Here is a 2,792-nt window from a genome sequence, read left to right on the forward strand (position 1 = left end):
ACCGGTCACCGCCATGATGCCGGTGTTTACTTCTTGAATTGCAAGCTGCTCTGGGCTTGCATCTTTTTGTTCAACGATACCCACAACGACGCCGTTTTCATCGCGAACAATTCGACCATAACCTGTTGGGTTATCTAATTTAACCGTTAACAAAGCGATGCCTTGCTCTGGTTTTACTGCCAATAGACGCTCTAAAGTCGAAGATTGAATTAACGGTACATCGCCATACAAAATTAAAATTGTGTGATCGTCAGGCATGAATTCATTGGCCACTTTTACCGCATGGCCTGTGCCTTTTTGCTCGGCTTGTAATGCCCAATTAACCGAATTGTGGGCAAGGGCTTCTTTTAACTGGTCGCCACCATGGCCATAAACCACTGTGTTATTGTTCGAACCTAGTGTGCTTGCCGCATCAATAACGTGTTGCACCATAGGTTTGTGGGCAACGGGATGCAAAACTTTTGGCAAGCTCGATTTCATACGCGTGCCTTTACCGGCCGCGAGAATAACTACTGATAAACTCATAATAAACTCAATGTTTCCTTGTTAGATGAGGCACATTATACCCACTCAAAAATGAAAATCTTGTAAAAATCCAAGCCTTTTTTAGGTTTAGTACAATGCCGATTAGCTACTACAAGAAATATTAATAGAACTGGCCCAAGCTGGTGGATGTTTGGCGTACTCTTCAAACTGCCTCTGTTCTTCAAAAGGTTTTTGCAACACTTCATATAACTCATTGAGTTTATTGAGGTCTCCCTTTTCTGCGTCTTCAATTGCAACTTGAGCTAAATGAGTGCGTAAAATGTATTTGGGGTTTACCGAACACATAGATTGTGTCCGTTGCTGTGATGAGGTTGACTCGAACTGGAGGCGCTGGTGGTATTTATTTAACCAAGTTTGGGCTTGTTCTCTATTCAAAAACAAGTCAACAAAGCGCTGTCCGTTTTGTTTTAAATCTAACGTTTCACTCAGGGTCCGCCATACGATGGTGTAGTCGGCTTTATTGACTTGCATGATAGCCAAAAGCTCACCGAGGATGGCTCGGTCTTCGGTTTTGTGTTTTTTTAAGCCTAGTTTGTCTCGCATTAAGTTTGTGTATGTACCGAGAAGATGTGGTTCGTATTTTTGCAATTCTTCTCGAATTACATTCTCAGGTAATAGCGATGATAAAGCATGGCCCAGCACGTTTAAGTTCCAAAGTGCTACGCTGGGTTGCTCATCAAAAGCATAACGGCCGGTATCGTCCGAATGGTTGCAAATGTGCTTTGGGTTGTATTCATCTGAAAAACCAAATGGGCCATAATCAAAGGTGATACCTAGTACTGACATGTTATCGGTATTCATGACGCCGTGACAAAATCCAAAAGCTTGCCATTTGGCGACCATTTCAGCGGTTCTGCGTATGACAAATCGAAACATTAACTGTGTTTCTTCCGTTATCGAAACTGGTTCTGGTGATTCTTTCCATTCACTCAATTGCATGAGATCCGGATGAGACTGAGGAAGTACTTGATACAGACAGTATTTAACCAAGCGTTCTTGTAAGTCGACGTCGCCCGTATGATAGGCGTACTCAAAATGGCCAAATCGCAAATGACTTGGACAAACCCGAATAAGTGCTGCGCCAGGCTCTATTGTTTCTCGTTGAACCGACTCACCTGTGGTAAATACACCTAAGGCTCTAGAAGTCGGAATTCCGAGATAATGCAAAGTTTCGGATGCTAGAAATTCACGAACGGAGCTCCGAATTACTGCCTTGCCATCACCAAATCGAGAAAAAGGAGTTTGTCCTGCACCTTTGACGTGTAGGTCTATGCGGCCATTGTCGGTAAGAATCTCGCCCAACAATACACCTCTACCGTCACCGAGTTGTGGGTTGTATTGGCCAAATTGATGGCCCGTGTATTTTTGAGCGATTGGCTGTGCACCCTGAACTTGAGTCTGGCCTGAAAACCAATTAAGCGCATCTTGCGACAACAATGACTGGTATGGCTTAACAGATTTGATTGTTGAATTGGACAAGTCTTGGTCGACGTCTTTGCTCTTAATTAACCACTTGGGCGCTGGAAAGGTATGAGGTTTAATCGATGCTGACATTTCTGGTAGCTGAGCTTGGAAAGTATTGTCGAAAACAAGTTGTAAATCTGACTCAGGTACTTGGTTATTTGACGGCATGAATCGGCCTTTTTTTGATCTAGCTTAATAAAACAAAAGTAAATTAAGTTAAGTTAAAATTGGAGAACAGTGCTACTTTTTAGTACAGGTTGTTCATTAAAGTTCGGCATTAGTTGTGTGGTGAATCATGATGAAGCCCAATTTAACGTCCCAAGTTCCAACTCAAACCAATGATATTGTGGAGTTATTATGTATAAAACACTGTTAACACTATGCTCAGTTGCGGCGCTTTCTTTTATTCCGATGCAAGCTAAGGCCGCTGATATCGAAGCAGGTAAAGCAAAAGCGGCAACCTGTGCGGCTTGTCATGGTGCCAATGGCATTAGTGCTATTCCGACATACCCAAATTTAGCGGGTCAAAAACCTCTGTATATCATTGCTCAATTAAAAGCGTTTAAATCGGGCGAACGCAAAAATGCGATGATGGCTCCAATGGCCTCGATGTTAAGCGATGAAGATATGGAAAATATCGCAGCTTATTACGCATCGCTAAAATAGAGCCTGGACTTGCCGGCTTAACTTTCTAAATGACGGCTGATGACTTGAATAAAGGCATCGCCGTAGCGCTCTAACTTGGTTTCACCTACGCCAGATATCGCCAACATCTGGCGTGA

General features: G+C 43.0%; 3 protein-coding genes. 1 reads left to right on the plus strand and 2 read right to left on the minus strand.

The features are described 5' to 3' along the window. Both AC4E96_RS00005 and AC4E96_RS00010 read right to left on the minus strand, forming a co-directional pair. Nucleotides 1–525 (minus strand): NTP transferase domain-containing protein (locus tag AC4E96_RS00005; protein WP_490254518.1); only part of this gene is annotated, 525 nt, incomplete at its 3' end. A gap of 102 nt (nt 526–627) precedes the next feature. Further along, a complete protein-coding gene (locus tag AC4E96_RS00010; RefSeq protein WP_490254519.1) occupies nt 628–2,178 on the minus strand; it encodes a protein adenylyltransferase SelO in 1,551 nt (516 codons plus the stop codon). 189 nt (nt 2,179–2,367) lie between these two features. Here AC4E96_RS00010 and AC4E96_RS00015 point away from each other — a divergent pair, with 189 nt between their 5' ends. After that, entirely contained in the window at nt 2,368–2,676 is a 309-nt protein-coding gene (locus tag AC4E96_RS00015) for a c-type cytochrome (RefSeq protein ID WP_488032097.1), read from the plus strand. Nucleotides 2,677–2,792 lie beyond the last annotated feature (116 nt).

It is taken from the genome of Psychrosphaera sp., assembly GCF_982872775.1.